Source organism: Rhodopila sp., assembly GCF_965277825.1.
GTDB lineage: Bacteria > Pseudomonadota > Alphaproteobacteria > Acetobacterales > Acetobacteraceae > Rhodopila.
In genome coordinates this window covers 671,112-693,296 of record NZ_OZ255846.1, presented here as the reverse complement: position 1 = coordinate 693,296, position 22,185 = coordinate 671,112, and the positions used below count along the sequence as shown (strand labels likewise).

Annotated in this window: 18 protein-coding genes; 6 read left to right on the top strand and 12 right to left on the bottom strand. The window is 65.7% G+C overall.

Annotated features, from left to right (window positions below):
• Positions 1 to 6: 6 nt before the first annotated feature.
• From ACQY4T_RS03750 to ACQY4T_RS03725, 6 genes are all read right to left on the bottom strand, one after another.
• A complete protein-coding gene (locus ACQY4T_RS03750) occupies positions 7 to 492 on the bottom strand; it encodes an RNA pyrophosphohydrolase (RefSeq protein WP_428537879.1) in 486 nt (161 codons plus the stop codon).
• A complete protein-coding gene (locus ACQY4T_RS03745) occupies positions 489 to 1,595 on the bottom strand; it encodes a divergent polysaccharide deacetylase family protein (protein WP_428537876.1) in 1,107 nt (368 codons plus the stop codon). Before ACQY4T_RS03745 ends, ACQY4T_RS03750 begins: the two co-directional genes overlap by 4 nt.
• A gap of 23 nt (positions 1,596 to 1,618) precedes the next feature.
• Positions 1,619 to 2,998 carry a S41 family peptidase gene (locus ACQY4T_RS03740; RefSeq protein ID WP_428537873.1) on the bottom strand — a complete coding sequence of 460 codons (1,380 nt, stop codon included), beginning with the start codon at positions 2,996 to 2,998 and terminating at the stop codon, positions 1,619 to 1,621.
• A gap of 195 nt (positions 2,999 to 3,193) precedes the next feature.
• Positions 3,194 to 4,447, bottom strand: a complete 1,254-nt coding sequence (locus tag ACQY4T_RS03735) for a murein hydrolase activator EnvC family protein (protein ID WP_428537870.1) — start codon at positions 4,445 to 4,447, stop codon at positions 3,194 to 3,196.
• A 55-nt stretch (positions 4,448 to 4,502) separates the two neighbouring features.
• Positions 4,503 to 5,951, bottom strand: a complete 1,449-nt coding sequence (locus tag ACQY4T_RS03730) for a methyltransferase (protein WP_428537867.1) — start codon at positions 5,949 to 5,951, stop codon at positions 4,503 to 4,505.
• Between the two features lie 21 nt (positions 5,952 to 5,972).
• Entirely contained in the window at positions 5,973 to 6,710 is a 738-nt protein-coding gene (locus tag ACQY4T_RS03725) for an enoyl-CoA hydratase/isomerase family protein (RefSeq protein ID WP_428537864.1), read from the bottom strand.
• Between the two features lie 188 nt (positions 6,711 to 6,898).
• Between ACQY4T_RS03725 and ACQY4T_RS03720 the strand changes: the two genes are divergently transcribed.
• Entirely contained in the window at positions 6,899 to 7,474 is a 576-nt protein-coding gene (locus ACQY4T_RS03720; protein ID WP_428537861.1) for a hypothetical protein, read from the top strand.
• 140 nt (positions 7,475 to 7,614) lie between these two features.
• Here ACQY4T_RS03720 and ACQY4T_RS03715 read toward each other — a convergent pair whose 3' ends face one another.
• Positions 7,615 to 10,005, bottom strand: a complete 2,391-nt coding sequence (locus ACQY4T_RS03715) for a DNA translocase FtsK (protein ID WP_428537858.1) — start codon at positions 10,003 to 10,005, stop codon at positions 7,615 to 7,617.
• A gap of 352 nt (positions 10,006 to 10,357) precedes the next feature.
• Here ACQY4T_RS03715 and ACQY4T_RS03710 point away from each other — a divergent pair, with 352 nt between their 5' ends.
• Positions 10,358 to 11,611: a CinA family nicotinamide mononucleotide deamidase-related protein gene (locus ACQY4T_RS03710; protein WP_428537855.1), complete on the top strand. Its 1,254-nt coding sequence runs from the start codon at positions 10,358 to 10,360 to the stop codon at positions 11,609 to 11,611.
• 50 nt (positions 11,612 to 11,661) lie between these two features.
• Positions 11,662 to 12,900 (top strand): MFS transporter, encoded by a 1,239-nt coding sequence (locus ACQY4T_RS03705; protein ID WP_428537852.1) that lies wholly within the window; start codon positions 11,662 to 11,664, stop codon positions 12,898 to 12,900.
• Here ACQY4T_RS03705 and ACQY4T_RS03700 read toward each other — a convergent pair.
• Positions 12,848 to 14,260 carry a TIGR03013 family XrtA/PEP-CTERM system glycosyltransferase gene (locus tag ACQY4T_RS03700; RefSeq protein ID WP_428537849.1) on the bottom strand — a complete coding sequence of 471 codons (1,413 nt, stop codon included), beginning with the start codon at positions 14,258 to 14,260 and terminating at the stop codon, positions 12,848 to 12,850. The two genes, ACQY4T_RS03705 and ACQY4T_RS03700, sit on opposite strands and share 53 nt — an antisense overlap.
• Positions 14,261 to 14,587: 327 nt before the next feature.
• Here ACQY4T_RS03700 and ACQY4T_RS03695 point away from each other — a divergent pair, with 327 nt between their 5' ends.
• The 3 genes from ACQY4T_RS03695 (at position 14,588) to ACQY4T_RS03685 (ending at position 18,681) form a co-directional block, all read left to right on the top strand.
• Positions 14,588 to 15,487, top strand: a complete 900-nt coding sequence (locus tag ACQY4T_RS03695) for a phytanoyl-CoA dioxygenase family protein (RefSeq protein ID WP_428537846.1) — start codon at positions 14,588 to 14,590, stop codon at positions 15,485 to 15,487.
• A 216-nt stretch (positions 15,488 to 15,703) separates the two neighbouring features.
• On the top strand, positions 15,704 to 17,896 hold the full coding sequence (uvrB, locus tag ACQY4T_RS03690) for an excinuclease ABC subunit UvrB (RefSeq protein WP_428537843.1): 2,193 nt from the start codon (positions 15,704 to 15,706) through the stop codon (positions 17,894 to 17,896).
• A gap of 101 nt (positions 17,897 to 17,997) precedes the next feature.
• Positions 17,998 to 18,681, top strand: a complete 684-nt coding sequence (locus tag ACQY4T_RS03685) for a DJ-1/PfpI family protein (protein WP_428537840.1) — start codon at positions 17,998 to 18,000, stop codon at positions 18,679 to 18,681.
• 90 nt (positions 18,682 to 18,771) lie between these two features.
• Here the strand turns inward: ACQY4T_RS03685 and ACQY4T_RS03680 are convergent, their stop codons facing one another.
• From ACQY4T_RS03680 to ACQY4T_RS03665, 4 genes are all read right to left on the bottom strand, one after another.
• Positions 18,772 to 19,185, bottom strand: coding sequence for a hypothetical protein (locus tag ACQY4T_RS03680; RefSeq protein ID WP_428537837.1), 414 nt, complete (start codon positions 19,183 to 19,185; stop codon positions 18,772 to 18,774).
• A gap of 164 nt (positions 19,186 to 19,349) precedes the next feature.
• Entirely contained in the window at positions 19,350 to 19,940 is a 591-nt protein-coding gene (gene recR, locus ACQY4T_RS03675) for a recombination mediator RecR (protein WP_428537834.1), read from the bottom strand.
• Between the two features lie 59 nt (positions 19,941 to 19,999).
• Entirely contained in the window at positions 20,000 to 20,323 is a 324-nt protein-coding gene (locus ACQY4T_RS03670; RefSeq protein WP_428537831.1) for a YbaB/EbfC family nucleoid-associated protein, read from the bottom strand.
• Entirely contained in the window at positions 20,320 to 22,173 is a 1,854-nt protein-coding gene (locus tag ACQY4T_RS03665) for a DNA polymerase III subunit gamma/tau (RefSeq protein ID WP_428537828.1), read from the bottom strand. Before ACQY4T_RS03665 ends, ACQY4T_RS03670 begins: the two co-directional genes overlap by 4 nt.
• Between the last annotated feature and the right edge of the window lie 12 nt (positions 22,174 to 22,185).

Below are 22,185 nucleotides of genomic sequence, written 5' to 3'. Positions count from 1 at the left end.
CGCGTGCTATGGGCTGGCGTAGCGAGCGAAGGATTGCGTCAGCACCTGGTAGATCGTGAGCTTGAACGGAACTGCCAGTGACGGCAGCGCCGACAGCTTCACCCAGCGCCAGTCGTCGAACTCCGGGTGGGGATCGAGGTCGAGACGGATATCGCTGTCCTGGCCGGTGAAGCGCATGGCGAACCAGCGTTGCCGCTGGCCTCGGTAGCGGCCGCGCCAGGCGATGCCCAGCAGATCGGGGGGCAGGTCGTAGGTCAGCCAGTCCGGGTGCTCGGCGATCACCTCGGCTTTGCGGGTGCCGATCTCTTCCTCCAGTTCGCGCAGCACGGCGGTCCTTGGGTGTTCACCCTCGTCGATGCCGCCTTGCGGCAACTGCCAGCCGCCGGCGGGTCCCTCGGCGTTTGGCATGTCGGCGCGGCGGGCGACGAAGACCAGGCCGTCTTGGTTGAACAGCACCGCCCCCACGTTGGGCCGATAGGGTAGATCAGTCACTTTTCCGCTTCCTGCTTGGCCGGACGCAACACCAGCGCGCTGACCGGAGCCAGTGCCAGTCCCTTGGCTGCCAAGGTGGTGGTCCAGGCCGCGATACGCGCCAGCGTTACCGGTCGTGGAACCTGAACCAACCCCAGGGCGGAGCCCTTGTCCAGGGCGCTCTGCGTCAGTTGGTTCAGTCGCTGGTCCAGCAGCCTCGCATCCATTGGGTCGGTGTCGATCACGACGTCCACCGATCGGCTCCAGGCATACGGCAACGCCGGCTGGCCGGGGCGGGCATCAACGAACAACAGGCCGCGATGGGCAACGTCCTCCAGCACCGGGGAGAACTGGTCTGGCACGCCGGCCAGCCGGTCGCCGTGCATTTGACCGAACGCATCGGTCACGCCGACATAGCCGGTCAGGCGGGACAACACCCAGTTCAGGCGCGTGAGGTTTTCGCTGCTGGGCAGCGACGTCATCAGGGCGCGGCGGTCATCGGGGTCGTTCACCGGGTAGCCGTTCGGCTCCATCGGGACCGAGACGAGGTATTCGTGTTCGTTCAGACGGGCGGCAGCCAGAAGATGTTCGAGGTTTCCGCCGTAGGGCGAGAGGGCGAGCGTGACACCACCCGGCAGGGTCTTGATCGCCGCCAGGCTGTCGGTCTCGCTCATGCCGATGCCGGCGATCAGCATGCCGACGCGCGGCCGCACGCTGGTCGGATCGAACCCGGCGGCATAGGCGGCCATCGGCGCCCGGCCGTCAGCGGAGACGCGCGGCAGCTTGCGGTTCGGATCGCCGGGGTCGGCTTCCAGCAGGGACGGATCGGGATCGGCGACAGGACCGGGTGTGGTGCGGCCGACGGGTGGCGGGCGTGATGTCTGCTGGGCGGCTTGCAGTTGCGTCGGCTGCGAGGACGGCTTTGCTGCGCTGGGTCCGGGCTGAGACGGGAGCGATTCGGCTGGCGTTCGCTGGGCGGTGGCGGAGTTAGCCGGACCCGGCGGCGGCCCGAGCGCCTGCAGTACGCCGGCGCCGATCGCAAGTACGGCCAGTAGGCCGATCCAGAACCGCCGCAGACCGGGCCAGCCCGCCAGCGCGGCGCCGAGACGCCGGGCTGCTGGCAAACGGGCCGCCACGGCGGTCAGGTTCAGTTCGCCGAGGCGCTTTTCTGCGCCGCCATGGCCTGCGCCAGAAACATCGCCTCCTGCAGTTGGAAGTCGGTGTCATCGGGCTTCGCCGGGTCGAATTTCGGGAAATTGGCGCCCGGCTTGTCCGGGATCTGCTTGGCGATCGGCGGCAGGTCGTTGCGCGGCGGCACCGCCTGAGGACCGGTGCCACCCTGGTTGCTGAGTATCTTGTTGTAATCCGACTCACGCTCGCCGCCAAAGTTTGGACGGGCCTCGGCGGTTTCCTGCACCGGAACGTCCGGGGTGATCCCGAGCGCCTGGATCGATCGGCCCGAGGGTGTGTAGTAGCGCGCCGTGGTCAGCCGCATGGCGCCGTCACCCGGCAGCGGAATCACGGTCTGCACCGATCCCTTGCCGAAGCTGCGGGTGCCCAACAGGACGGCGCGGTGATGGTCCTGCAGCGCGCCGGAGACGATTTCCGACGCCGAGGCGGATCCGCCGTTGATCAGCACCACCAGCGGCGCGCCGCGCAGGATGTCATCGCCCTTGGCGTCCCAACGCTGGCTATCTTCGGGGTGGCGGGCGCGGGTTGAGACGATTTCACCCTGGTCGATGAAATCGGACGACACCGAAACAGCTTGATCCAACAGGCCGCCGGGGTTGTTGCGCAGATCCAGGATCAGGCCGCGCAGCTTGCCGCCGTTCTGCGCCCGCAGATTTTTCACCGCCTGCTTGATGCCGGCGTCGGCCTGTTCGGTAAACTGCGACAGCCGCACATAGCCAATATCGTGCGGTTCCATGCGCGATTTCACCACCTGGATATGGATGATCTCGCGGGTCAGCGACACCTCGATAGGCTTGTCGATGTTCTGCCGCTTCAGGGTCAGCATGATTTTCGAGTTTGGCGGCCCGCGCATCTTGTCCACGGCATCGTTCAGCGTGGCGCCGATCAGCGTCTTGCCGTCCAGCGCAGTGATGATGTCGCCGGGTTTGATGCCGGCGCGGGCGGCCGGAGTGTCGTCGATCGGCGAGACCACCTTGATGATGCCCTTGTCTTCGTTGACCTCGATGCCGAGGCCGCCGAATTCGCCCTTGGTCTGGATCTGCATGTCGCGGAAGGCTTTGGCATTCATGTACGAGCTGTGCGGATCGAGCCCGGTGAGCATGCCGTTGATCGCATTTTCGATCAGGTCCTTGTCGTTGACCGGATCGACGTATTCGGCGCGGACCCGCTGCATCACGTCGCCAAACACCTTCAGCATCTGGTACATGTCGGTGCGGCTGCTGTCCTGGGCGAAAGCGCTGCCCAGAGAGCCCAGGCTTGGACCGACGGCGGCGCCGGCCACGAATGCTGTTCCGATCAACAACCCATAGCGCCAATGCCGCGCGCGGAAGTTCATGCTTTCTTTCCTTTGGCGCCAGCGGACCACGCGCGGCGCGTCAAACTACCTTATAAACGGAAAGCCGGTTGCAAGCGAGCAAACTCAATCGCGGCGTTGTGGCGCAAGGCGTTGGCGGGCGTCTAGTGTTGATTTCGCCGGGATTCTTTCGGCGAAGTTGATTTGGCAGGTTTTTCAGTTCGGCGGTGACCTTCGTCAGCTACTAGGCCGAAGCCAGGGTGCCGGGTTCACCGGTGCGCCGTCGTGGCGCAACTCGACGTACAGTGCCGGGCGATGGGCCTCCGATCCGGGTTCCCAGGTTGGCATTACCCCGACTGGTTCGCCGGCGACGAGGCTCTGGCCGAGCTTGACGTCAAGGTGGTCGAAGCCAGCCAGCACGACGTGATAGCCGCCGCCGCAGTCGAGGATCAGCAAGAGGCCGTAGCTGCGGAAGCTGGCGGCGAACACGACCCGGCCGCCGCACGGGGAAATCACGTGTGCCCCCGGTGGAGCATGGTAGGACACGCCCCTCGCCGGACCGCCATCGGTTTGTTCGCCCCAGCCCTTCACCACGACGCCGATCACCGGCGGCTGTAGCTGGCCGTGTGGGCCGGCGCTGGCGCCGATGGTGCCGGCGCCGGTCGGCGTGGTGGCGACCGCTTCACGCTGTTTCGCCGCCTGCGCCGTGGCCAGGTGCTTCTGCCGTTCGGCCCGGGCCGCTTCCTCCCGCGCCTTGGCTGCGTCGGCACGTCGCTGAGCGTCCAGCGCGGTCAATGCGGCGCGCAGCGTATCGGCGCGCGAAGCCGCCTCGGCGGCCTGGCTGGCGGCCTTGTCGGCCTCTGCTTCGGCAGTTGCCTGTGCGGCGTGGGCGGCGGCGATCTGCTGATCGAGCGCGTCTGCTTCACGCTTCTGCGCGGCCTCGGCATCGGCCAGGCGCGGGGCCTCCTGGCGCAGCGCTTCGGCGGCGTTGTCTGACTCTGCCTGGTCACGGCGCAGCGCCTCGGTTTCGACTTCAAGTTGGCGGGACATCGCCTGCAGCACAAGCACGCCGCGCAGCGCCGCGTCGGGGGGAGCCGGCACCGCCAGCAGCGTCTCGGCGGGGTAGAGTGAGAGTCGTTCGATCAGCGGCAGCAGCGGCTGGATCGCCTTGGCGCGAGCCTCGACCCGTCGTTCGGCGTCGCGCCGCCGCTGTGCCAGGGCATCGATCCGGGTGGCGACGTCGGCGGTTGCGGTTTCCGCCTCGCCCAGCCGGGCAGCCGCCCTGACCCTTTGCTGCGCCAGAAGCAGGGCCTCAGCGGCGGCGCCGGCGGCCCGGTTGGCGGCATCCTTGCGGGCAGCGAGTTGCTCGCTGTTCTGTCGTTCGGCGTCGCGCAGGTTCTGACGGGTCTCGTCCTCGCGTGGCGGGGCGGCGAGCAGCACCGCTGGCGCCAGGGCGACCGCGAGCGCCAGCGTGTGGGTCAGGCGGCGCACTCGGGCCCGGCGTGCCGCCAGTCGCAAGCGCATCGCGGTGGGGAATGATGCCGTGCTAATGGGCGATCACCATCGGCTCATCCATCAGCAGCGGCTCTGGGGCTGGGCCGGACACGATGACACCGTTGGCCAGCATGATATCGAGCCTGAACGGGTGACCGTTGGCGTCCGGATGGATGTCCTCGAACAGCAGGTCGTTGGCGATCCCGCTGCAAAGCGTGTTCAGCGGATGATACAGCCCGTGGCGATTGAGCACCTCGTGCACGTCGGGACGCGGGCGCCAAACCGGGGCGTGACGGGCGGTGTCCGCGAGGGTCAGGCGGACCCAGTGGACGTCGGTGTTGCACAGGCACCACCCGCCAACCGAGACCACGATGCCGTCCGCGGTGTCGCGGGCCAGCAGTTCGACCGACCAGCGCGGTGCGACGCCGCCCAGCGCCGCGTCAGGTCTTGGTCGGTCGGCCGGTGGCGGCGGCTGGTGACGGAAGATGCGCAGGGCCGGCCCGGATGGCTTGGTCAACCACAGCAGCGTCGATGCCGAACAGTCATTGTGGCTCAGCAGGCTGAAGAACGGTTGTCCTACGGCGGCGGCGAGCGTGCCGAAGGTTTCGACGAAACTGGCCGGGGCGCCGGCGCCCCGGCAGATTCGGCGCGTCGTCTCGGCGCCGACTGGGTCGGGGTCGAGCGGGATCGTGTCGGCTGTGGCGAAGCCGATCTGGGCACCGAGATCCTGCAAGGCCTCGGTGTCGAACAGATGCTTCACCGCCAGATTGGACAGGAAGCCGGTGTCGCCGCGGTGGATCAGCAGTCGCCGGGTCTGCGCCAGCAGTTCGAGGGCGATCTGCTGGCCGTCGGGCCAGGCGCCGTCCCGGGCATGGCGCTGCACCAGGGCTTCGGCCATCGCCAGGCACATCGCCTGGTAATAGCGCCGATTCGGCACCACGAACCCACCTCGGCCGCCGGGCCTGAGCACGCGGAAGACCATGGTCAGGAAGCCGCGGATGTCGCCGATGCCGCACAGTAGCCCGGTGCCGAGTATGGTATCTGCCACCGCGTCGCGGAGCGCGTCCTGGGCGCCGCTGAGCGTTGCGTAGGCGATCGGCCGATCGCCGAGGCCATCGATACGGGACCGACAGGCCTGCAGCATTTCGAGATCGCTATCGAGCACCAGCAGGCGGCGGAATTGCTGCGCGGCGACGATTGAATGGGTGGTTTCGCCGCGGCCGCAGCCGAACTCGATCATCTCGCCCAGCGACGCCGGCCAGCGATCGCCGGCGGCGGCCTGGATCCGATTGAGCAGATCGGCCGCGCCGTCATTGTGGCGGCGGGGGTCGCCGTGGTAGCGGTCGGTAGCGGCGGTTGGCGTTGCAACGGCCGCAAAATCTCCGATTCCATCGACCACAGGGACCGTCCGGTCGCAGAGCGAACACACCAGCACATCATCCGAGGCGGGCTGCAGGCGCCCCTTGCATTGCGGGCAGTGCAGCCGGTCAAACAGGTCCATTACGCCCGCATGGAGCGCGGATTACTTGCCGGTGAAGCGGGGTTTGCGGTTTTCCTTGTAGGCACGAATACCCTCCTGCAGATCGTCGGATTGGCGCACCTTGGCGACAGTCTGGCTGATCGCCACCATACGCTCGATCGGACCGGTCGGGATGACTTCATTAACCAGACGTTTCAGTGCCGCGATCACCAGCGGGGCGGAGTCGAGCAGTTGTTCCGCCATGCCGAGAGCCGCTGTCTCGTGTTCGCCGTTCGCCACGACGCGGTTGACGAAGCCGACGTCGTAAGCGCGCTGGGCGGGGATCTTGGAGCCCAGCAGCATGATCTCCATCGCCAGATGATGCGGCATGCGAGCGGCCAATGAGCTAATGCCGCCCGCGGTGGTCCCGAGCTTGGCCTCGGGGTAATAGAACTGGGTGTCCTGGGTGGAGACCAGCAGGTCGCACATCATGACCATGACGATGGCACCGCCGACTACCCAGCCGGAGGTGGCGGCGATGATCGGCTTATCGGTGTGGTATCCGACGTTGGGGATGGCGCGCCACAGTTCCGGCAGGTCGTTGACATCGGCACCGGAGGAGAAGGATCGGTTGCCGCTGGCGGACAAGACGGCGACCCGCCTGTCCGGATCGACGTCGAACTGTTGGAACGCCTGCTGCATCTCGACCGCGACGGCCTGGCTGATGGCATTTAGGCGTTCCGGTCGGTTGATGCGGATGATGGCGATAGCGCCGCGATGTTCGACGGTGACGGCTGGCATTGCGACGATTCCCCCGTTTGGCTGTCAGGCGATGATAGGGGATGATGGCGGCTGGGGAAATCGCTCGTATCCGTTGGTTCACGTCGGGTGTCGGATCAGGTGCTTGACGGCGGATCAACAATGCTCGATTTCGTTGACATAGCGACAGGATCGTCGTGAACATTGGGTCGAGTTACGGTGTGGGGTCGATGCGCTATGTCCTGTTGATCCTGGCGGTGATCGTGGGCGCCCCGGTCTGCGCGAACTGGGCTTGGGCCTATGACGGTCTTGTGCTGCCCAGCGTCGCATTTTCCGCGGTCGCGGTGCAGCAGGAAGGTGCGGCCGAAACTCGCGAGACGATTCATTACGCCGACGGCAAACTGCGGATCGATCGCGGCAACGGCTTCAGCTCAACGATCCTGGACCTGACGACGCAGACGCAGTGCCTCTTGATGGTGAACCACACCTACCTGATTACGCCAATGGATGACGAACTGTACCGTCGCTACATCGCCCGTTCGCTGGACGCGACGGATGCGAAGAAGGTGGGAACCGAAACCATCGAGGGTCAGGCGACGACGAAATATGCGTTCGGCGACGACGGTGCGCTGGCGGCGGCTGGCTCCTACTGGCTAACCAGGACCGGGGTCATGATGCGGCGTGAATATGACGCAGGAGTCTACGGCCGCAATGTCCACCACCTGGAGTTCTTGACGCACGTCGTGTTTGACGCACAGCCCAGGACGCTGTTTACCATCCCGGCCGGCTACAAGTTGGCGAAGTAATAAGTTTGCTTCACCGCGGCCGAAGACTTGCGATCATCGAGCGACTGTGCTGCCTCCGACGCTGCCGCGACCGATCGTCGCGCCGGATGCCGAGGCGATCCCCGGCACCTGGGTTCAGCACCTCCAGGCGCACCGCGGTCTCAGCAATCCATGTCGTCGTCGTGCGTCCGCCGCACCAGGATCTCGCGTTTGCCGACATGGTTCGCCACCCCCACGATGCCCTCCTTTTCCATCTGCTCGATCAACTTGGCCGCCTTGTTGTAGCCGATGTTCAGGTGACGCTGGATGAACGAGGTGGACGCCTTGCCTTCGCGCGCCACCACCGCGACCGCCTGATCGAACAGGCTCTTGTCGCTGTCGCCGGCGCCGGCGATGCCGGACAGCAGCGGATCGGCGTCGCTGCCACCTGAGCCCTCCACCGCTTCGGTGACATCGTCCAGATAAGCCGGCTCGCCCTGTTCGCGCAGGAAGGCGACCACCTTCTCCACTTCCTCGTCGGACACGAACGGACCGTGTACCCGGGTGATGCGGCCGCCGCCCTGCATGAACAGCATGTCGCCCATGCCCAGCAACTGTTCCGCCCCCTGCTCGCCCAGGATGGTGCGGCTGTCGAATTTGCTGATCACCTGGAAGCTGATCCGGGTCGGGAAATTCGCCTTGATGGTGCCGGTGATCACGTCCACCGACGGCCGCTGAGTGGCCATGATGACGTGAATCCCGGCGGCGCGGGCCATCTGGGCCAAGCGCTGCACCGCCTGCTCGATCTCCTTGCCGGCGACCATCATCAGGTCGGCCATCTCGTCGACCACGACCACGATGAACGGCAGCGGCTCCAGCGCCAGCGGCTGCTCCTCGAAGGTGGGGCGCCCGGTATCGGGGTCGAATCCGGTCTGCACCCGGCGGGTCAGCACTTCGCCCTTGGCCCTTGCATCGGCGACCCGGTCGTTGAAGCCACCGACGTTACGGACGCCGAGTTGCGACATCGCGCGATACCGCCGCTCCATCTCCCGCACCGTCCATTTCAGCGCGGTCACCGCTTTGGCGGGTTCGGTCACCACCGGCGCCATCAAATGTGGGATGCCCTCATAGGTGGACAATTCCAGCATTTTGGGGTCGATCAAGATCAGTCGGCACTGGTCGGGCGACATCCGGTATAGCAGCGACAGGATCATCGCGTTGACGCCGACCGATTTGCCCGATCCGGTGGTGCCGGCGATCATCAAATGCGGCATCCGCGACAGATCGGCGACGATCGCCTTGCCGCTGATATCCTTGCCCAAGGCCAGAGACAGCCGGCCGGGAGACTTCTGCACCTCGTCGCTGCACAGGATCTCGCTCAGGAACACCGTTTCCCGTTTGCTGTTCGGCACCTCGATGCCGATCACGTTGCGGCCCGGCACGGTGGCAATGCGCACCGCGGTGACCGACAGGCTGCGTGCCACGTCGTCGGCCAGGCCGATGACGCGGGCACTGCGAATGCCTGGAGCCGGCACCAGTTCATACAGCGTGACCACCGGGCCGGGACGGATCTCGACGATCTCGCCTTGCACGCCGTAGTCAGACAGCACGGTTTCCAGCAACCTGGCATTGGCCTGCAGCGATTCCTCGCTTGGGCCGGTGCTGGCGCGCGGGGGTGGGCTTTTCAGCAAATCCGGCGAGGGAAATTTCCAGCCCGCTTCCTGCAGCGGCAGGTTTTGCTGCTGCGGCCGACGCGGCGCCGACTTTACCCCACGCACCGGCGGGATACCCAGCGGACCATTGTCCGGATCAACCGCGTTCGGCTCCGACGCTGGATCGGCCGCCGCCTGCCGCACCACCGGGCGCGACCGGCTGGTCGGTTCGGGTGGCGGATCATCGGGTGCTAATCCGGGACCGCGGTTGACCAGATTGACCAGCCAGCCGGAGGCCGAGGCCGCGCCGCCGGCACCGCGCGACAGCGCCCCGACAGCGCCGCGACCACCGGACACCGAGTAACGCGCGGCGATGCCGGCGGCATGGCCCGCCGTGCGCCATTCGGATCGCGACAACCCCAGCGCCAGCAGGCCCAGGACAATCGCCAACGCCGCACTCAGCAGCCAGATCGAGGCAGCGCCGACGATCCCGAGCGAGGCCTGCCCGGCATTCAGTTCAGCGTGGGCAACAATCTGCCCGATCGAGCCGCCGAGGCCAGCCATCACCGGCCAGGCGATGGCGTGCCGCGACGGCACCACCGACACCGCCGCCGCCAGCAGCGGCATCGCCGCTAGCAGCGACGCCAGCCGTCCGCTGAAGCTGCCTAGGCCGCGATGCGAGGCGATGCGCCAGCACCAGGTCAGCATCGCAACCCCAGGCAATGCTCCGAAAATGCCGAAGCCCTGCAGCAGCGCGTCGGCCAGCACCGCGCCCACTGGTCCGGCCAAGTTGCTGACAGGGCGGCTGGTCGCGGTATTGAGCGACGGATCGCGTGGATCGTAGGTCGCCAGGGCCACAAGGATCGCCAGGCCGAGGACGCCAAGCAGCAGGCCGCCAAACTCGGCGCTGCGTTCCTTCATCAATGCCCGGACAGCGGGTGAGGCGAACTTGCGGGGTTCCCCAATCGATGATCGTGCGGCCATTTTTCGTGTATCACCTGCTTGCTTCGGCGCACGAGGTATAGCCGGGAAGCCGCTGATAAATGAAGCACCATCCGGCGCGCGTATTGCGTGGGTTCGGATAATGCCGGAAAGCCGCGTCGCCGCCGAAGCCACGAGCCTCGCCGCTTGCCACAGGCAACTCGCGACTCCGAGCCGGGTCGGGACCCTTCCTGGCGGCTACCGCGAATGCCGCTGGCCGGACATTCGGGCCGCCGCCCGCGCTTGCCCGCGCCCCCACATCCCGTAATCTTCTCGCACCAGGGGGTGACGCATGCGCATCGAGATCATTTGCACCGGCGACGAGGTGCTGACCGGCAAGATCACCAACACCAACTTCTCCTACATGGCGCAGAAGCTGGAGGATGTCGGCCTTTCGGTGCACTGGGGCACCACCGTCGGCGATGACCGCGACTCGTTGCTGATCGCCTTCCAGTTGGCCGCCGGCCGGGCCGATGCGGTGATCGTCAATGGCGGTCTTGGTCCCACCGTCGATGATCTGTCGCAGGAGATCGCCGCGCAGGCCGCCGGCGTCGATCTCGTGCTGCACCAGGAATGGCTCGACCGCATGGAGTCGTTCTTTACCCGCCGGATGCGCTCCATGCCGCCGAACAACGTCAAGCAGGCGATGCTGCCGGCGACCGCCGAGATGTTGGACAACCCGGTCGGCACCGCCTGTGGCTTCGCCCTCGACATCGGCGGCGCACGCTTCTTCTTCACGCCCGGCGTGCCGCGAGAACTGCGGCGCATGCTGGAAGAGCAGGTGATCCCACGCATCCTGGCTCGCTCCGGCGCACCGGCGTCGATTTACCTGAAGCGTTTTCATACCTATGGCCTGGGCGAGTCGCACGTCGATCAATTGCTGACCGGGGTCGAGGCGCTCGACCCCGACGGCGGCGTCAAGCTTGGCTTCCGCGCGCATTACCCGCAGCTTGAAACCAAGCTGACGGTGCGCGGCACCGACATGGACGACGTCCGCCGCAAGCTGGCCCCGGTCACCGCCGAGGTGAAACAGCGTCTCGGCAATTTCATCTTTGCCGAGGACGACCAGACGCTGGAAGGCGTCACCTTGGCGGCGCTGGTCGCCGAAGGCGCCACGCTGACGCTGGTGGAAAGCTTCACCGCCGGCCAGATCGCCGCCCGCATCGCCCACCTACCCGGCGCCGAGACGGTGTTTCGGCACGGCACCGTAACGCGCCGGCTGGATGAACTGTTCGGCGTCCGACTGCCGCCGCAACTGGACCAATTCACCACCGAAGCCGTTGCCGATGCGGCGCGCCGACAGACCGGGGCATCCCACGCCCTGGCGGTGCTGATCGAACTGGATGAAGGCGCCGATCGAATCGACTTCGGCGGCTCCATCTGGATGGCAATCGCGACCGCCAGCCGGGCCGAGTTTCGCCGGTCCCGAATCTTGGGTGGACGCGAATGGGTCCGACTGGGCGCGGTCGAATTGGCACTGGATTGTCTGCGCCGGTTCCTGCAAGCGCTGCCGGTGGTCGAGAGGATCGACTTCGAAAAGAGCTGACACTCGACAAGACCCGAAACACGGGCCGCCGGAAACGCACTGACACAATCATGATCCACCGCGAGATCGATTCGCCCTACGCCTGGTTCCGCCTGGCGGTATCGGTTCTGCTGTCCGCAATCGGCGGCGTGGGCATGTGGTCCGTGGTGGTTGCGCTGCCCGCCGTGCAGGCTGATTTCCACGCCGACCGCGGCGCTGCCTCATTGCCGTTCACCCTGGCCATGATCGGTTTCGGCGTCGGCGGAGTGATCATGGGCAAGCTGGCGGACCGCCGGGGCGTTGTCCTGCCGGTGATGATCGGCGCCGCCACGTTGGGCGCCGGCTACATCCTGGCCTCGCTGTCCACCAGCCTGGAGTGGTTCGCCGCCGCCTACCTGCTGATCGGCACATTCGGCACCGCCGCCACGTTCGTGCCGCTGATGGCCGACATCTCATTCTGGTTCGAACGCCGCCGCGGCATCGCCATCGCGCTGTGTGCTTCGGGCAACTACGTCTCGGGCGCGGTTTGGCCGACGCTGATCGAGGCGGTGATCCGGACCCAGGGCTGGCGTGCCGCGCATCTGGCGGTGGGGGTGTTCTGCCTGCTGGTGATGCCGCCACTGGCGCTGCTGTTGCGCAGCCGCGCCCCGGTTCGCGGCGCCGGGGCGGCGCTGCCCTCGCCTTCGCGCCACCAGATCCGGCTGCCGCCGAACGTGCTGCAGGGCTTGCTGGCGGTCGCCGGACTGGCCTGCTGCGTGGCGATGTCGATGCCGCAGGTGCACATCGTCGCCTATTGCGGCGATCTGGGATACGGGCCGGCAAAAGGTGCCGAGATGCTGTCGCTGATGCTGGGTTGCGGCATCGTCAGCCGGATCGGGTCCGGGTTCCTGGCTGACCGGCTGGGTGGCCTGGCAACGCTGCTGATTGGGTCGTTCGCGCAGATGGTCGCGCTAACGCTGTATCTGATGGCCGACGGGCTGACCTCGCTCTATGTGATCTCCGCCCTGTTTGGCCTGTTCCAGGGCGGCCTGGTGCCGAGCTACGCGATCATCGTGCGTGAAAGCTTTCCGCCGCAGCAGGCCGGTGGACGGGTCGGGGTGATCCTGATGATGATGATCCTCGGCATGGCGCTGGGCGGCTGGATGTCGGGGGTGATCTTCGACCTGAGCGGGTCGTATCGCGAAGCGTTTGCCAATGGCGTGGCGTGGAACGCGCTGAACTTCCTGATCGCTGTGTTCCTGCTGTTCCGGTCCCCGCTTATCGCACCCCGGTCGGCCACAGCACCACCCGCAGGGTCTGCAGCAGAATAACGAAGTCGAACAGGATAGAGAAGTTTTTCACATAGTACAGGTCGTAGCTCAGCTTGGACCGGGCGTCATCGACCGAGGCACCGTATGGATAGTTGATCTGCGCCCAGCCGGTCAGGCCGGCCTTCACCAGATGGCGCTCGTTATATAACGGGATCTTCTCTGCCAGTTGCTTGACGAACATCGGCCGCTCCGGGCGCGGCCCGACGAACGACATGTCGCCGCGCAGGATATTGGCCAACTGCGGCAACTCATCGATCCGCATGCGGCGCAGGAAATTGCCGACGCGGGTGATGCGGTTGTCACGTTCCTGTGCCCAGACCGCGCCTTGCGCCTCGGCGTTCACCCGCATGGTGCGCAGCTTCAGGATCGAGAAGATCCTGCCGTCCACGGTCACCCGCTCCTGGCGGTACAGCAGCGGGCCGCGACCTTCGCAGCGGATCGCCAGCATTCCGGCAGCGATCAGCGGCGCGGTCAGCGACAGCACCAGGCAACTGACCGCGAGGTCGAAGCCGCGCTTCAGGAAGCGATCCAGGGCGCCGAAGCTGAAGCCGCCGCCGTAGATCAGCCAGCTCAGTTCCATGCGCTTCAGGTCGACACGGCGGATCTCTCGCTCGACGAATGTCAGGTATTGGATCACCGGGAAGCCGGCCTTCTTGCATTCCAGCAGCCGGCCAAGATCCATGCCGCGTCGTTCATCCGGTGCGACGATGATCAGGTCGGCGTCCAGCCGTTTGGCGACGGCGGCAACGTTGAAGTCGCTGGGGCAGAATATCCGGTCGGAGCGTTCGGCCAGCAGGCGGGGATCGACCTCCTCCCGGTCGTGCTGCACCAGGGCGACGTCGTCATGCAGGCTGCCGCCCTCTCGGCCCAGCATGTGCAGCAGGTCCCAGGCGCGCCGGCCGACGCCGACGATCAGCAGGCGTCGCCGCAGCACGTGCTGGCGCAGCAGCACGTCGATCACCAGGCGGGACAGGAAGGCGCACAGGGTAAAGCTGACCACAGCGAGGCCGAACAGCATCATCTGGTCGCGGCCGCCGGGGCCGGCCACGTCGACGATCAGCCGAGACTGCGCCTGGGAGAGCAGGATGGTCAGGCCGGCTGCCATCCCGACGACCAGCGGTACGCGGGTCAGCGAACGCCCGGTCTCGAGGATGGCCTCGCGCTGGTATAGTCCCATGGCGAACAGCAAGAGCAGGTCGAAGGCGGGGTAGCCGAGGTCACGACAGTCCCAGGGCAAAGTAAACAGCGCCGCGAAATCTGGCCGGCTGAGCCACAGCACCACGGGCCAGACCGCCAGGATCAATATCAGGTCGAGTCCAAACAGGATGGTCCCGGTAGTGGTTTTTGAGAGCCTAAGCATTTCTGATCTCGATCCTGACTCGCGCAGCGTGTCGGTCCCGAAGTTATACAACCGGAACGTGAACATTAGGAACTGAATTCGCTGAAGACCCGAGCGTATTGCCGGGCATGGTGCGCCTAGCCCGTGGTTGCGACACATTCATGGATTGCAAATCCGCAAAGGTTTTTGCCGCTCGAAAGAGGATAATCGTCGCAAATTAGGCATTGCGGCTTCGGGAGCGCTGGTTCGTGATTGGACTGGGGGCGCCATGAATTGATAGTTTCATTGTGCTTTCGGGCAAACGGTCCGTCAGAACTGCATCCAGTATTACAAGGGCTGAAAACTGCGATGAACCGTCTTGATGCGGCCATGGTCGATCGGTTTCGAGCCGACGGATTTCTGCCGTTCGACACCGGATTGCCGGCGAGCGACATCGCGGCGCTGCGAAGCACGCTAATGGGGCTTCACAACGAGAACGTGGGGTTCGAGGAAGGCGCGCTGTTCGATGCGATGGGCGTGGATGATGGGTCGGCACCGGCTCGGTTTCCGCAGATCCTGCATCCACGGTCGTTCGCTCCGGAACTGATCGGTCATCGTTTTTATCATGTGGCCCGCGCTATCGCCGAACAGCTTCTGGGCAGCGAGGTGCGGTTCAAGGCAGACATCTCGTTGATGAAGCCGGCACGGATTGGTGAGGCGACGCCCTGGCACCAAGACGAGGCGTTCCAGGATCCGCGGTTCGACTATGACGAGGTCAGCTTCTGGCTTGCACTGCAGCCGGTCGATAAGACTAATAGTTGCATGGCCTACTTGCCCGGATCGCACCACGGGCCGGTGCTGCCGCACGGCTTCCCCGGGGGTGATTCCAGAATCCACGCGCTGGAATGCGTCGGCGGCTTCGACATGCGGGACACCGTTGCGTGTCCGGTCCCGGCGGGATGGTGTGTGATCCATACCGGACGGACGTTGCACGGTGCCGGGCCCAACCTCTCGGATGGTGAGCGGATGGCCTACGTGCTGATCTTCGATCGGGTGCCGACGCCTGCCCGCGCGGCGCGTGAATTTCCCTGGCGCGCGGAACACCGTACCGCTCGGGCGCAACGGGAGATGGCGTGGCGTAGAAATGGCGGGCTGCTGGTGCATCTGTGGCGTCAGCGCACACGGATGCGGGTGACCAGCGTGCGAACGCTGTTGTTCGATATCCGGCGGGCGGCCCGGGCTGTGCGCAACCTTGTGCTGACGGACTAGCAGCCGACTGCCGCGTTTTCTGTCGCACGGCGATAATGGGCAAGTTCCCTAAACTCCCGCAGCCCAACAAACGTTCCGCGCAAGCCCGCCAAACGAGCTTTTCGACGTCGAGCCCGCGACGTCGAAGCCCCCCGACGTCGAAGCCATCTCGAAGTCGAGCCCCCTCGACGTTGAGACCTAGACGCGCCATTTGTATCGCGTCGAGGAGTTCGCCTTATGTCCCAGACCCTGCTCCGTCCGCCGCGGCCTCTGTTCATGCCGCAGAAACAGCCGGCGAAGTCGATGACCCGGCCGCTGAAGGTGGTGTCGGAATATCAGCCGGCGGGCGACCAACCGAATGCGATCAGCGAACTGGTGCGCGGTGTCGAGGCCGGCGAGCGCGACCAGGTGCTGCTCGGCGTCACCGGTTCGGGCAAGACCTTCACCATGGCAAAAGTGATCGAGGCGGTGCAGAAGCCGACCCTGGTGCTGGCGCCGAACAAGACCCTCGCCGCGCAGTTGTATGGCGAGATGAAGAGCTTCTTCCCGGAGAATGCAGTCGAATATTTCGTCAGCTACTACGACTATTACCAGCCTGAGGCGTATGTGCCTCGCACCGATACCTATATAGAAAAAGACGCCCAGATCAACGAGCAGATCGACCGGATGCGCCACGCCGCCACCCAGGCCCTGCTGGAGCGCAACGACGTCATTGTGGTCGCCTCGGTGTCCTGCATATACGGCATCGGCTCGGTCGAGACCTACTCGAAGATGGTGGCGAAGCTGGAGGTGGGCGGCCGGGTCGACCGCGACCATCTGGCCAAGGCCCTGGTCGATCTGCAATACCGTCGCAACGACACTGCCTTTACCCGCGGTTCGTTCCGACTGCGCGGTGAGATCGTCGATATTTTCCCCAGCCATCATGAAGATCGTGCCTGGCGGATCGCGCTGTTCGGCGACGAAATCGAGTCAGTACACGAATTCGACCCGCTGACCGGGGAGAAGACCGCCGACCTGACCGAGGTCACGGTGTATGCCAATAGCCACTACGTCACCCCGCGGCCGACGCTGACCCAGGCAGTCCGCGACATCAAGGTGGAGCTGAAGCAGCGCCTTTCGGAACTGAACGAACAGGGCAAGTTGCTGGAACTGCAGCGCCTGGAACAGCGCACGCTGTGGGATATCGAAATGATGGAGACGACCGGGTCGTGCAAGGGGATCGAGAACTACTCCCGCTATCTGACCGGGCGTGAACCGGGCGATCCGCCACCGACCTTGTTCGAGTATCTGCCGGAGAACGCGTTCCTGTTCGTGGACGAAAGCCATGTCACGGTGCCGCAGATCGGCGGCATGTACCGCGGCGACTTCAACCGCAAGACGGTGCTGTCCGAGTTCGGGTTTCGGCTACCGTCGTGCGTCGATAACCGGCCGCTGAAGTTCGAGGAATGGGAACGGTTCCGGCCGTTGTCGGTGTTCGTTTCGGCCACCCCCGGACCATGGGAGATGGAGCGCACCGCCGGCGTGTTTGCCGAACAGGTGATCCGCCCGACCGGACTGATCGATCCGGCCACCGAGGTTCGCCCGGTGGAATACCAGGTCGACGATCTGCTGCACGAATGCAAGACGGTGACCGCCGCCGGCGGCCGCATACTGGTCACCACGCTGACCAAGCGGATGGCGGAGGAGCTGACCGACTACCTGACCGAGCAGTCGATAAAGGTGCGCTATCTGCACTCCGAGGTGGACACACTGGAGCGGATCGAGATCGTCCGCGATCTGCGGCTGGGTGTATTCGATGTACTGGTCGGCATCAATCTATTGCGCGAAGGCCTGGACATCCCGGAATGCGCGCTAGTGGCGATCCTGGATGCGGACAAGGAAGGCTTCCTGCGCTCACAGACCTCGTTGATCCAGACGATCGGCCGCGCGGCGCGCAATGTCGATGGCCGGGTGGTGATGTATGCCGACGTGATGACCAACTCCCTGCGCACCGCCATCGAGGAGACCGAGCGGCGGCGCAACAAGCAGCGGAGCTGGAATGAAGCCCACGGCATTACGCCGATTTCGATCCGGCGGCACATCGGCAAGGTGCTGGAGAGCGTGTTCGAGCAGGACTACGTCACCGTGGCGCCGGTCAAGGACGCGGCCACCACTGAGTTCGTCGGCAAGGACCTCAAGGCGGCGATAGCCCGCCTGGAGAAAGAGATGCGTGCCGCGGCTTCCAACCTCGAGTTCGAGCAGGCGGCGCGGTTCCGCGACGAGATCAAGCGGCTGGAGGCGTTGGACCTGGGTCTGCCGCCGCCGCCGATGGCGAGCGCATTGATGCGTCCCAGGCGAGGCCGTGGACCGGAGCCGATGGGGCCGGGAGGCGGGGGATATGACCCGTCGAAGCGGCGCGGTCGCGGCGGGAAGAGGCGGCAGGGGCCGTAGCGGCGCCGGCGACGAGTTTGGCGCGATCCGCGGGGTATTTGGCATTGCGCCACGTGCCCGTCATGCCAGAAACGGATGCCGCGACAACAGGAGAATTCGCGATGCCCCAATACCGCGTCGGTTTGCTGGCGTTTCCGGCAATGACCCAACTCGACCTGACCGGCCCTCTGCAGGTATTCGCCAGCCTGCCCGACGCCGAGGTGCATGTGCTGTGGAAGACGATGGATCCAATCCGGACCCAGGGTGGATTGACACTGCTGCCCGACACCACGCTGGCGGAATGTCCGGCGCTGGACGTGATCTGCGTCCCGGGTGGGCCCGGCGTGCTGGATCTGATGGATGACCCGATCGTGCTGTCCTTCCTGCGCACCCGGTTCGAACGGGCCAGGTTCGTCGGGTCGATCTGCACCGGCGCCCTGGTCCTGGGCGCAGCCGGGCTGTTGCGCGGCAAGCGCGCCACGACCCACTGGGCGTGGATCGATTTGTTGACCCCGCTCGGAGCGATTCCCACCAAGGGCCGGGTGGTTCGGGACGGCAAAGTGATGACCGGCGGCGGCGTCACCGCCGGGATCGACTTCGCCTTGACCATGGTGGCCGAACTCGCCGGCCAGGAGGTGGCCGAAACCATCCAGTTGGGGATCGAATACGCCCCAGCGCCACCATTCAATGCCGGCAGTCCGGATACCGCTCGTCCGGAACTTGTGGCGGCTGCGCGCGCCCGGATGGCTGCGCTAAGAGTTCAGCGCGAGGACCGCGTCGCGAAAGTGGCTGCGGCGATGGCCTAACAGCCAATCAGACGCCATGGTCATGGGCAGGCGTGGTGATGACCCAGGTCCTGAAGTGGTGAGGCCTGTCCCGTGTCATGGCGGCAATGACTACATCAACTTCCAGCGGCCCTGAACGCGACACACATTGAGGTTGATAGTCCTCGGCTTCGTCGAGGCTTTCCGGAAGCGGATTTCGGACCGCAGCGCCCGACACTCCATGTTCTGCCGCTGAAAAGCCCTCTGAACGGAAATATTGCCTGTGTTACCGGACGTTGGCCCGGACCAATCCTCGGACTTGCCCACCTGAGCGTGATCATCGTCAAGGAGCTTCTCGGCTGCCGCCTGTCCTGCCGCCAGGTCCTCCTTGCTGAGCGTTGGTCCCTTATATCCGCGAAACGGGCTAATCTGTGCGTCGGACACGGATGGAAAACCAGCAAGGACGATCCCCACGGAAATAATCTTGCCCCAGCATGGCCAGGGGCGCGAACGCCCCGGATATGGCGGATTTAGTGAGTCGATCATGGCAGTGTCCCTCCTTTGTAAGGCGAGCATTTGTATATCGGCTCGGTCAATGCCCCGGCAGATACCAAAAGGGGCGCTCTGTCCGAGTATGGATTGGTGTAACTGTAACTGCTCTTTGTCCCATGATCCACGGGGACGGAACGTTACGCCCGGCACGGCCAGGTCTAGGTTGCCCGGCGCGCGCGCAAGGCGGCAGCCAGGGTGCCGTCGTCCAGCACATCCAGCGCGCCGCCCATCGGGACGCCTTGTCCGACGCGGGTGACGGTGGGTCCAGTGCTGCGTAATTGGTCGGTGAGCCAATGCGCGGTGGCGGCGCCTTCGACGGTCGCGCCCAACGCGAGGATCACTTCTGTCACTCCGCCCTCGGTGATCCTGGTCAGCAGTCCAGGCAGCGCGAGGTCCTCGGGGCCGATGCCCGACAGCGACGACAGCGTGCCGCCGAGCACGTGATATAGCCCATGATGGACTTGCGCCCGTTCCAAGGCCCAGAGATCACCAACCCCTTCGACGACGCAGATGACCGAACGGTCGCGCTCGCGGTCAGCGCAGATCGCGCATGGGTCCTGGCTGTCGAGGTTGCCGCAATCGGCGCAGGGCCGCACCGCTCGGGCGGCGTCGGCCAGCGCGGCGGCGAGCGGCAGCATGCGGGATTGCGGCTGCTGCAGCATCTTCAGCGCGGCGCGGCGCGCGCTGCGGGGACCCATGCCCGGCAGCTTCGACAGCAGGCTGATCAGGTGGTCGACTTGGGGGCCCATTTCAGTGGTCAGCGGTCAGTGGGAGAGTGATAGCCGCGAGCACTTCCGACCGCTGACCACTAGAAAGGTAGCTTCATACCGGGAGGCAGTTGCATTCCGCCGGTTACTTTCTGCATCTCATCGGCCGAGGCGGCTTCGATCTTGGACTTGGCGTCGCGGTGGGCGGCGACGATCAGATCCTGCAGCATCTCGGCATCAGCCGGATCGATGATCTTTGGGTCGATGGTGAGCTTGCGCAGGTCGTTCTTGCCATTCAGCGTCACGCGCACCAAGCCGGCGCCGGCCTCGCCGATGGCCTCCATGGCCTCCAGCTTGGTCTGCAATTCCTGCATCTTGGACTGCATCTGCTGCGCCTGCTTCATCATCCCGGCCAGGTTCTTCATGGGTCGATCTCCATCGGGTCGTCGTCGAAATAGGCGGCATCGGGCGGAGCGAAGTCCGGCATATCGGGCGCATCCGCGGCAGCGGCGGGCAATCCGTAGGCATCCGCCGTCTTATCATGGACCGTGGCGATGCGCGCGCCCGGAAATGCCGCCAGGATCGCCTGGACCAGCGGGTGATCGGCGGCGGCGGTCTTGCGAGCGACATCGGCGGCGTTGCCCTGTTCCGCGATCGTCGGCTCACCGAGGGCGGTGGACAGGGCAATTGTCCAGCGGGTGGCGGTCAGCTCCGAAAGCAGCGCCGCCAGCCGGGACGCCAGATCGCGCGGCGCCTCCGGCTGGGGGCGCAATTCGATGACCGGCGGAGCGAAACGCACCAGGTGCACCGAGTGCAACAGGTGGGCGTGCAGCATTGCTTCCTTGCGCTCACCGACCAGGGCCACGACGTCGCGGAAGGTTCCCGGCCGAGGCCGTACCGGCGCTGGCTCCGAAGTCACAAGTGGCGCGCCGTTGGCGACGGCGCGGAAACCACCGCCACCGCCCGGTGTGGGAGATGGGGGGGGCGCGGCGGGCGGTTCGCCGGCGCCGAGGCGACGGACCAGGTCGCCCGGCGTCGGCATGTCCGACACATGGCACAGCCGGATCAGTACCATCTCGGCCGCGGCGCGCCGATCGGGAGCGGTTTCAACCTCGGCCACACCCTTCAGCAGCATCTGCCAGGCCCGCGCCAGCACGGGAACGGTCAACCGATCCGCCAGGTCAGCGCCTCGGGTGCGTTCGACCTCCGGCAGTTCGTGGCTTTCGCGCAGGCTGGGGATCGATTTCAGCCGGGTCACGGTGTGAAGCAGTTCGAGCAGGTCCTGCAACAGAGTCCCCAGATCGGCGCCGCGCTCATAGGCCCGGTCGGTGATCGCCAGGGCGGCGGCGGCCTTGCCGCCCATCACCGCGTCCATCACGTCGAACACAGCCGCTCGATCCGCCAGCCCCAGCATGTCGGTGACCTGGACGTTGGTGATCGTTGCGTCGGCTCCCCGATCCATTTGCGCGATCGCCTGGTCCAGGATCGACAATCCGTCTCGTACCGAGCCGTCGGCGGAGCGGGCGATCTGGTCCAGCGCCGCGGACTCAACAGTGACATGTTCGCGGGCGGCGATCTGGCCGAACAGTTGTGTCAGTTCGGCGATTCGCACGCGGCGCAGATCGAAGCGCTGGCAGCGCGACAGCACGGTGATCGGTACCTTGCGGATTTCGGTGGTCGCGAACACGAATTTGACGTGCGGCGGGGGTTCTTCCAGCGTCTTGAGCAGGGCATTGAACGCGTTACGGCTGAGCATGTGGACCTCGTCGATGACGAAGACCTTGGTCCTGGCCTGCATCGGGCGGAACCGCGTGGCCTCGATCACCTCGCGCATGTCGTCCACACCGGTGCGGCTGGCGGCGTCCATTTCGATCACGTCGGGGTGGCGATCGGAGAGGATCCCGATACAATTGGCGCAGACACCACACGGGTCCGCCGTGGGGCCGCCGCTGCCGTCGGCGCCGACGCAATTCAGCGCTCGGGCGATGATACGGGCAGTGGTGGTTTTGCCGACGCCGCGCACACCGGTCAGCATGAACGCGTGTGCGACGCGCCTGACGGCAAAAGCGTTGCGCAGGGTGCGCACCATGGCGTCCTGTCCGATCAGGTCATCGAACGTGGTCGGGCGGTATTTGCGCGCCAGCACGCGGTAGGAGAGGGGATGCGCGGGTTCGGGCAGCGATACCGGTAGTGCGCCACCGAACAGACCCGGCCCATCGGGCGGCGGGGGAGAATCGTCTTGCTCGGCGGGGTCGTGCCGGGAAATGCCGGACATTTCGGAGGATCA

Bases quoted from the DNA above. Each gene is read 5' to 3' on its own strand.
- ACQY4T_RS03740 (WP_428537873.1), bottom strand. From the start codon at position 2,998: ATGAACTTCCGCGCGCGGCATTGGCGCTATGGGTTGTTGATCGGAACA.
- ACQY4T_RS03730 (WP_428537867.1), bottom strand. From the start codon at position 5,951: ATGGACCTGTTTGACCGGCTGCACTGCCCGCAATGCAAGGGGCGCCTG.
- ACQY4T_RS03725 (WP_428537864.1), bottom strand. From the start codon at position 6,710: ATGCCAGCCGTCACCGTCGAACATCGCGGCGCTATCGCCATCATCCGC.
- ACQY4T_RS03720 (WP_428537861.1), top strand. From the start codon at position 6,899: ATGCGCTATGTCCTGTTGATCCTGGCGGTGATCGTGGGCGCCCCGGTC.
- ACQY4T_RS03715 (WP_428537858.1), bottom strand. From the start codon at position 10,005: ATGAAGGAACGCAGCGCCGAGTTTGGCGGCCTGCTGCTTGGCGTCCTC.
- ACQY4T_RS03710 (WP_428537855.1), top strand. From the start codon at position 10,358: ATGCGCATCGAGATCATTTGCACCGGCGACGAGGTGCTGACCGGCAAG.
- ACQY4T_RS03705 (WP_428537852.1), top strand. From the start codon at position 11,662: ATGATCCACCGCGAGATCGATTCGCCCTACGCCTGGTTCCGCCTGGCG.
- ACQY4T_RS03700 (WP_428537849.1), bottom strand. From the start codon at position 14,260: ATGCTTAGGCTCTCAAAAACCACTACCGGGACCATCCTGTTTGGACTC.
- ACQY4T_RS03695 (WP_428537846.1), top strand. From the start codon at position 14,588: ATGAACCGTCTTGATGCGGCCATGGTCGATCGGTTTCGAGCCGACGGA.
- uvrB (WP_428537843.1), top strand. From the start codon at position 15,704: ATGTCCCAGACCCTGCTCCGTCCGCCGCGGCCTCTGTTCATGCCGCAG.
- ACQY4T_RS03685 (WP_428537840.1), top strand. From the start codon at position 17,998: ATGCCCCAATACCGCGTCGGTTTGCTGGCGTTTCCGGCAATGACCCAA.
- ACQY4T_RS03680 (WP_428537837.1), bottom strand. From the start codon at position 19,185: ATGATCGACTCACTAAATCCGCCATATCCGGGGCGTTCGCGCCCCTGG.
- recR (WP_428537834.1), bottom strand. From the start codon at position 19,940: ATGGGCCCCCAAGTCGACCACCTGATCAGCCTGCTGTCGAAGCTGCCG.
- ACQY4T_RS03670 (WP_428537831.1), bottom strand. From the start codon at position 20,323: ATGAAGAACCTGGCCGGGATGATGAAGCAGGCGCAGCAGATGCAGTCC.
- ACQY4T_RS03665 (WP_428537828.1), bottom strand. From the start codon at position 22,173: ATGTCCGGCATTTCCCGGCACGACCCCGCCGAGCAAGACGATTCTCCC.